Source organism: Corynebacterium sp. MSK204 (genome assembly GCF_030229885.1).
Lineage (GTDB): Bacteria > Actinomycetota > Actinomycetes > Mycobacteriales > Mycobacteriaceae > Corynebacterium.
The window spans coordinates 1-8,092 of sequence record NZ_JASPGQ010000027.1 but is presented as its reverse complement, the minus strand read 5'-3'; the positions used below and the strand labels follow the sequence as shown (position 1 = coordinate 8,092).

Sequence of the window (8,092 nt, the reverse complement as noted above, 5' to 3'; positions counted from 1 at the left end):
GAACTCACAATGAACATCCTCTCCTACGGACACAAGATCCGCACTAATCGGGTGTCCACTAAACGAGGGTAACCTCAACGACGTCTCGGTTTTCAATCGCATCGCGCACATCGGCATCGGATTCATAAACCCTTAAATCGGGTCCGCCCTCGCCTGCTTTATCGGTCATGTGCTTAACCATCTGCTCGGGCCCGGCCACAGCAATGGGCACGCCTTGCGGTCCGGAAGAAAAGTTGGGAGCAAGGAACGCAAATAGCATTAGCCCGATAATGACTGGTACCCCAATCACGGCGGCAACGATTTTTACGGTCGTGTTTTGCCGCCTGCGAGTCGCAGTAGAACTCATGACAATCCCCTTATCTGGAACAGTGTATTTCAGTTACTTAAATAAAACATAGTGTTCCATTTGTTAAGATGTCAACCATGAGACAAGATGCAGCCAATAATCGTGCGGCGATAGTCACCGCCACCAGGCAACTACTCACCACTGAGGGGCCTGGTATTTCCATGCGGACCATTGCGAAAGCCGCTTCAGTGGGTGTGGCCACGGCCACCCGGTACTTCCCCGAGCGCATCGAACTCCTCGATACAGTAAGCGCGCAAGCATCGGCCGATATCGCCGCAATCATCGAAGCCCACAGTGGGGAATTTGCTAGCGATGCACGTACCGCGTGGCGCACCACCGTCCATTCCATAGGAACTTTGCAGCTAGCAACCCTTGCCCAAGCAATATATGAAGATGCCATGCGCGATCCGGAAACCCGGAAACAAAAGGACCGGATCATTGATAAGCGCGCCCAGGAATTAACCGGCATTTACGACAAACTGCTAATCCCCGCTAAAAAGGCACACCTATGCCCGGAAAGCCTCAATGCGCTGGATTTTCACATGGGCCTTGGGATAATCACCCGCCCCATCCCGATAGAGCCCAAGCCCTCACTCGCCCCTGACGCACTTACTCCACGGCTCATAGACCTCATGCTTGATGGGCTGGAGGCACAAGCCGAGGCCGACATTTGACCCTGAAAGCCCATTCATCGAGGCTGCACACCGGAAACAACACATTTTGCCGTTTAGGCTGCAGCCTTCCCCCATCCATGAATCCCCACACAACGAAAAAGTCTCGAGCCACCGTTCTAGGAACGATGTCTCGAGACTTGAAAAATGGTGCGGCCTGAGGGGATCGAACCCCCGACCTATTGGGTGTAAACCAATTGCTCTTCCAGCTGAGCTAAAGCCGCATGCGCCCTTGCGCTGTTATGTACAGTAGCGCAGGATTGTGAAGCTACACAAATCAGCTGGTGAGGGCTATTTTTTGGTGTATCCGCGCGGTACCAGGCAGGAACCCTGCCACTCGCCAAATCGCTCAGCTTTGGTCTGCACCAAGCCGGCCAGCTGTGCGGATTCAGAAATGAGACCAGGCTCCACGGTGCCGGGCTTGCCAGCGCCTGGGGTCAGCAACCACACGGATCCGTTATCCGCGAGGGGACGGCTGGCATCCACCAGGCCGTCCACGAGGTCACCGTCTTCCTCGCGCCACCAAAGAAGGACTACATCGCACAGCTCATCATTTTCCTCTTCGAGGAAATCCTCACCGAGTACGGCTTCGATAGATTCAGAGATTGTGGTGTCACAATCCTCGTCCCAACCAAGCTCTAGAGCGATTTGCCCTTCCTTGATTCCGAGCTTGACTGCAGCGTCAGCCACTATGCATTTCCTTCCTCATTCGGTGAATTCTTGCTCACGCCCAGCCCGTGCTTGGCAGGGAGGACGTGTGTTATTACATGTAGTTTAACGTCCCAGGGCGTCTTTTACTTGCTATAGCACCCCTTTCCCCCAATTTGCAGGCCCTTTTCTGCTCACACCGGCGTCTGTTTTGTGGGACAACTAGCGCCGTTTAGGGGCCTACTACCCACGTTTGCACGCGGGGTTGGGGCAGCAAACCGCAGGTGGTAGGGGGTGCATCGGAAAGCGCCGCGTTTTAGACGGCCTAGACTCCCACTCGCGATCTGGGAACGCGTATCGTAGGAGATAAACTCTGCAGACCCTTAATTAGGAGGTTTACATGGCCGAGAAGGACCCTGCCAAGGGCGATTCCAACTTCCCGCTTATCCGCGATGGTGTTGCATCGTACCTTCACGACAGCGACCCAGAAGAAACTCGCGAGTGGATGGATTCCCTCGATGGTCTGCTGGACCATTCTGACCAAGAACGCGCACGTTACCTGATGCTGCGCCTTCTAGAGCGCGCCACCGCCAAGCGCGTGGAGCTCCCCTCGTTGACGTCGACGGACTTCGTCAACACCATCCCCACCAACATGGAGCCGGAATTTCCTGGCGATGAAGAACTAGAAAAGCGCTACCGCCGTTGGATCCGCTGGAACGCTGCCATCATGGTGCACCGTGCGCAGCGCCCCGGCATCGGCGTTGGTGGCCACATCTCCACCTATGCGGGTGCGGCCCCGCTGTACGAAGTCGGCCTCAACCACTTCTTCAAGGGTAAGGACGATCCTTCAGGCGGCGACCAGGTCTTCTTCCAAGGCCACGCCTCCCCGGGCATGTACGCCCGCGCCTACATGGAAGGCCGCCTCTCTGAGGAAGACCTCGATGGCTTCCGCCAGGAAGTCTCCCTTGGCGAAGGCAAGGGTCTGCCCTCCTATCCGCACCCGCGCCTGATGCCATGGTTCTGGGAGTTTCCCACCGTGTCCATGGGTCTTGGTCCAATTAACGCCATTTACCAGGCACGCTTTAATAAGTACTTGGAAACCCGCGGCATCAAGGACACCTCCAAGCAGCACGTTTGGGCCTTCTTGGGCGATGGCGAAATGGACGAGCCAGAATCCCGCGGCCTGCTGCAAACCGCTGCTCTGTACGAGCTGGATAACCTCACCTTCGTGGTTAACTGCAACCTGCAGCGCCTCGACGGCCCCGTACGTGGTAATACCCAGATCATCCAGGAGCTGGAGTCCTTCTTCCGTGGCGCCGGCTGGGATGTCATCAAGGTCATTTGGGGCCGCGGCTGGGACAAGCTGCTGGAAAAGGACACCGAAGGTGCCCTCGTCAACGTCATGAACACCACCTCTGATGGTGACTACCAGACCTTCAAGGCCAATGACGGCGCTTATGTGCGCGAGCACTTCTTCGGCCGCGATGAGCGCACCGCAAAGCTGGTAGAAGACGTCTCCGATGACGAAATTTGGGCACTGCGCCGCGGCGGCCACGACTACCGAAAGGTCTACGCAGCGTATGCCCGCGCCTTGGAGAACAAGGGCTCCGGCAAGCCGACCGTCATCTTGGCCCACACCATTAAGGGCTACGGCTTGGGCCACAACTTCGAGGGCCGCAATGCTACCCACCAGATGAAGAAGCTGACGCTGGAGGATCTCAAGAACTTCCGCGATAAGCAAGAGATCCCCTTCACTGATGAAGAGCTGGAAAAGGATCCTTACCTGCCGCCGTACTACCACCCGGGTAAGGATTCCCCGGAGATCAAGTACATGTTGGAGCGCCGTAAAGAGCTTGGCGGCTTCCTGCCAGAGCGCCGCACGGACTTCACCCCGCTGGAAGCACCTGCCTTGGACAAGCTGCGCTCCGTACGCAAGGGCTCCGGAAAGCAGGAAGTCGCTACCACCATGGCCTTGGTGCGCACCTTCAAGGAAGTCATGCGCAATAAGGAACTGGGCAAGCGCGTCGTCCCCATCATCCCGGATGAGGCCCGCACCTTCGGTATGGACTCCTGGTTCCCCACCATGAAGATCTGGAACCCCCGCGGCCAGAACTATGTGCCGGTGGACCACGATCTGATGTTGTCCTACCGCGAGGCCACCGATGGCCAGATCCTGCACGAGGGCATTTCTGAGGCCGGTGCTGCGGCATCCTTTACCGCCGCAGCTACCTCCTATGCCACCCAGGGTGAGGCCATGATCCCGCTGTACATCTTCTACTCGATGTTCGGCTTCCAGCGCACTGGCGATGCCTTCTGGGCCGCCGGCGACCAAATGGGCCGCGGTTTTATCATCGGTGCTACCGCCGGCCGCACCACCCTGACCGGTGAGGGACTGCAGCACATGGACGGCCACTCCCCTGTCCTGGCAGCCACCAACCCAGCGGTCATTTCTTATGACCCAGCCTTCGGCTTCGAGGTCGCACACCTGGTAGCGCGCGGTATCGAGCGCATGTACGGCGAGGACAACGAGCCGGTCATGTACTACCTCACCGTGTACAACGAGCCGGTCCACCAGCCGGCCGAGCCGGAGAACTTGGACGTGGAAGGCCTGCACAAGGGTATCTACCACTTCAATACCGCCGAGAATGGCTCCACCCCGGCCAATATCCTGGCATCGGGGGTTGGCGTGCACGAAGCTCTTCGCGCACAGAAGATGCTGGCTGAGGATTACGATGTCAAGGCTTCGCTGTTCTCCGTGACCTCTTGGAACGAGCTGGCCCGTGACGGTGCCCGCCGCAATAAGGAAGCGCTGCGCAAAGGCGAAGAGCCCACCGAGGCATTTGCTACCTCCCAGCTCAAGGACTTCGAGGGCCCATTTGTTGGTGTCTCGGATTTCACCACCGAGTTGCAGGAGCAGATTCGCCCCTACGTCCCAGGTACCTACATCACCTTGGGCACAGACGGCTTCGGCTTCTCCGATACGCGCGAGGGTGCCCGCCGCTTCTTCAACAACGACGCGGAATCCATCGTCGTCGCCGTGCTCGATGGCCTTGCCCGCGACGGCAAGATTGAGCGCTCCGTCGTAGAAAAGGCGGCCTCCGAGCTGCAGTTGGATGATCCAACTGCACCTAATAGCGGCGAGTAATATCGCCCGCACCTCCGCCATGGAGATGTAGCTCAGGCGCTTCCGGCTTAATGCTGGAAGCGCCTGAATTATTTTTCACCCAATCCCCCTAACCAGTACCGCGTGAGCCTATTTCTCCTATGTCACGCACCAATCGCTACTACACTGGTCACTATGGCAAATGACCTCAGTGCCCAATTGCAGGCAAAGTTTCAGGGTTCTGCTCCGGATAAGAACCAAAACCAGGCTCGTGATACGTTGAGCGAGCTCATCGCCCTCATCGTCAAAGTCACCGGAACCGAGGCCGAACTTGGCAGGGACACCGCGCTTTCCGATGTCGGCGTGGAATCCCTCGAGCTTATAGAGCTCACCGTGCGTGCCGAAGAGCTCTTTAAGGTACGGCTTACTGAGGAAACAATGCTTAACTGCGAGACCATCGGCGATATCGCTGACTATTTGGAGGACCACCAATGATTTCTTACCTATCCGATATGGACGGCGTACTCATCAAGGAAGGGGAAATGATCCCCGGCGCTGATAAATTCATTCAAACGCTGAAAGATAACGACATTGAGTACATGGTGCTCACCAATAATTCCATGTCCACCCCGCGCGACTTGGCGGCACGGCTACGCAATACCGGACTTGATATTCCGGCCGAGCGTATCTGGACCTCCGCCACTGCGACGGCAAACTTCTTGGCCACCCAGGCCAGCTCCAGCAAGGCCTACGTCGTGGGAGAGTCCGGTCTGACTACTGCGCTGCACGAGGCCGGTTGGATCCTCACCAACGATGACGCCGATTTTGTGGTCCTTGGTGAAACCCGCACCTACTCCTTTGAGGCGATTACCACCGCTATCAACCTCATCCGTAATGGCGCCCGCTTCATCGCCACGAACCCAGACGTTACGGGTCCTGCTCCCGAGGGCGTGCTCCCAGCAACCGGCGCGGTGGCCGCATTGATCACCGCCGCTACCCACCGCGAGCCCTACTACGTGGGAAAGCCTAATCCTGTCATGATGCGCTCAGCGCTCAACCACATAGGCGCGCACTCTGAGAACACCATCATGATTGGTGACCGCATGGATACCGATGTGAAGGCGGGCTTAGAAGCAGGTATGCGCTCCATTTTGGTGCGCTCCGGCATTTCCGATGACCGCGAAATCTCCCGCTATCCTTACCGCCCAACCGCCGTGTTTAAGTCGGTTGCAGATATTCCCGATAAGATCATGGATCCCTTCGCCGACGAGGAATCTTAAGCGATGCCCCGCCGCGCTACCTAAGTCGTGCGGCGGGGCACATGTGGATTCGCTCGAGCCGATTCCATTCGAGCCAACTAACTCGTACGTTTTAGCTAGAACTGTGATGTCTAGTGACTTTTTGGACTCGGAGTCCATTGACTTTTTGGACTCGGAGTCCAGTTAGTTTTTGACGCGGAGTCCAGGAAGTTTATGGACAGGATGTCTAACGACTTTTTGGACTCTGGCTTCTTGACAATGTGGGGATGGCAATTCCCATTACTCTCCGCAAGAAGATAGCGGATTTCGACCCCATCCGTGAGGGCATCACGGTCCAGCAGTTCTGCAAGAACATCGGCGTATCGAAGCAGACGTACTACAACATCAAAGCACGTATCGCCGAACGCGGGCGGGCTGGCATCGTGCCGGACAGCACGGCACCGCTGAACCCGCGACGGGTCTACGATGACAAGATTCGACAACAGGTCCTGCAAGCTCGCGGTACGTTACAAGCCCGCGGCCAAGACTGCGGCCCATGGTCAATCTTCTACTTCTTCATCGACGAACTCGGCTACGACCAACCACCGTCACGAGCTTTAATCGCACAATGGTTGCACGAGGCTGGCGTCGCTGACATCAATGCACGTAAACGACCGCGTAAGTCTGGGGTTGCCCGCAAATCGTGGACACGTAGTGGAGCTACCTAGTGGTTAGGCAGCGATTTCTTTTCTGCTGGTGGTTAGGCTGGTGTGGTTTTCGAAGTCGACGGGGCTGACCATCCCGAGAGCGGAATGCCGGCGTCGACGGTTGTAGACGACTTCAATCCAGTAGGCAACGGCCTTGCGGGCAGCATCGCGGGTTGGCCAGCGCTTCCGGTCGTAGAACTCGGTTTTCAGCGTCGACCAGAACGACTCGGCCATCGCGTTATCGAAGCACACCCCGGTACGCCCTACAGATTGAGCAATGCCCAGGTTGCGGCACACCTCCCAGAGCTTCTCGCTGGTAAATTGCGTCCCACGGTCGGCGTGAAACACCAGCCCGTCAGGAACGTCACCGCGGAAGTGTATGCGCCATCCGTAGGGCCCTTTCGACCAGGGAAGTATCTTGCACGCTATCCATAGCCCAGCCCAGTACCCTGCGGGAATGACCATCGCGGACCGCACATAAGTACAACCAGCCCTCGCCGGTGCGCAGGTAAGTAATATCTGACATCCACACCCGGTTAAGCTCACCAGCATCAAACATGCGCTTGACCAGGTCAGGAAGACTTGACTTACGTTTAGATTGAATCGTTGTCACGGGCACAAAAGCACGCGGTGAAATCCCTTCAATGCCCATCAGACGCATCCGCTTGGCCACAGTCTTACGATTTACACTGATCTGGTAGCGCTCGGCGAGTTCTGCGGTGATCCGCGGGGCACCATAGACCTCGTCGGAGTCTTTCCAGATCTGATGAATCTTGCGATCAACATCATCGTAAAAAGATGTCCGATCATCCTTACCGGTTAAGCGTTGCTGCTGTATATGGGCCCATTTGTAATATCCAGACCGAGACACCTTCAACAAGCGCGCCATGCGCTTGATACTGAAATTCGCCTTCTCCTGCTGCATCAATTCGAACTTTTCTGATCGCGTTGCTGTGCGGCGAAGAAGGCTGTCGCTTTTGACAAAAACTCGTTATCCATCTTGGCTTCTGCCAGCTCACGACGCAGACGAGCGTTCTCAGCACGAAGATCCGCCTCACTTAGCCCATCGGAGGATCCTCGGCGTTGACGCTCATTTTTCACCCACCGACCTAAAAGGCCAGGTGCGACACCAATCTCCTTAGCCACATGAGCAATCGGGCGTTCTGACTCGATTACCAGGTTCGCGGCTTCACGCCGGTACTCCGGCGTGTATTTCTGACGTTGTTGACTCACAATGAACATCCTCTCTTACGGACACAAAATCCGCACTAATCGGGTGTCCACTAAACGAGGGTAACCTCAGTGGTGAAAATCAGCGTCAGAGATTCCTCGACCAGTTAGACAGGAAAATTCATGACATCTGGGAAGATTCTGACGAA

The 8,092-nt window shown here is 56.7% G+C and carries 6 protein-coding genes, 1 tRNA gene and 2 pseudogenes; 5 read left to right on the top strand and 4 right to left on the bottom strand.

Annotation, left to right across the window (positions count from 1 at the left end; genetic code table 11):
- Positions 1-58 precede the first annotated feature (58 nt).
- Entirely contained in the window at positions 59-346 is a 288-nt protein-coding gene (locus tag QP908_RS11435) for a hypothetical protein (protein WP_284772325.1), read from the bottom strand.
- Positions 347-423: 77 nt separating this feature from the next.
- On the opposite strand from QP908_RS11435, the gene QP908_RS11430 reads away from it, so the two are divergent.
- Positions 424-1,020 carry a TetR/AcrR family transcriptional regulator gene (locus tag QP908_RS11430; RefSeq protein ID WP_284772324.1) on the top strand — a complete coding sequence of 199 codons (597 nt, stop codon included), beginning with the start codon at positions 424-426 and terminating at the stop codon, positions 1,018-1,020.
- 145 nt (positions 1,021-1,165) lie between these two features.
- On the opposite strand, the gene QP908_RS11425 is transcribed toward QP908_RS11430, so the two are convergent.
- Together QP908_RS11425 and QP908_RS11420 are read right to left on the bottom strand one after the other, a co-directional pair.
- A tRNA-Val gene (locus QP908_RS11425) sits at positions 1,166-1,241 on the bottom strand.
- 67 nt (positions 1,242-1,308) lie between these two features.
- On the bottom strand, positions 1,309-1,707 hold the full coding sequence (locus QP908_RS11420) for a DUF3052 domain-containing protein (RefSeq protein ID WP_023023218.1): 399 nt from the start codon (positions 1,705-1,707) through the stop codon (positions 1,309-1,311).
- Between the two features lie 358 nt (positions 1,708-2,065).
- On the opposite strand from QP908_RS11420, the gene aceE reads away from it, so the two are divergent.
- The 4 genes and pseudogenes from aceE to QP908_RS11400 all read left to right on the top strand — a co-directional run.
- Positions 2,066-4,810 (top strand): pyruvate dehydrogenase (acetyl-transferring), homodimeric type, encoded by a 2,745-nt coding sequence (aceE, locus tag QP908_RS11415; protein ID WP_284772323.1) that lies wholly within the window; start codon positions 2,066-2,068, stop codon positions 4,808-4,810.
- A gap of 153 nt (positions 4,811-4,963) precedes the next feature.
- Positions 4,964-5,263, top strand: a complete 300-nt coding sequence (locus QP908_RS11410; RefSeq protein WP_239269713.1) for an acyl carrier protein — start codon at positions 4,964-4,966, stop codon at positions 5,261-5,263.
- Positions 5,260-6,048, top strand: coding sequence for an HAD-IIA family hydrolase (locus QP908_RS11405; protein ID WP_239269712.1), 789 nt, complete (start codon positions 5,260-5,262; stop codon positions 6,046-6,048). Before QP908_RS11410 ends, QP908_RS11405 begins: the two co-directional genes overlap by 4 nt.
- Positions 6,049-6,293: 245 nt before the next feature.
- Positions 6,294-6,692: pseudogene (locus QP908_RS11400) on the top strand (transposase); the annotation flags it as partial.
- A 45-nt stretch (positions 6,693-6,737) separates the two neighbouring features.
- On the opposite strand, the pseudogene QP908_RS11395 reads toward QP908_RS11400, so the two are convergent.
- A pseudogene (locus QP908_RS11395) lies at positions 6,738-7,955 on the bottom strand (IS3 family transposase).
- Between the last annotated feature and the right edge of the window lie 137 nt (positions 7,956-8,092).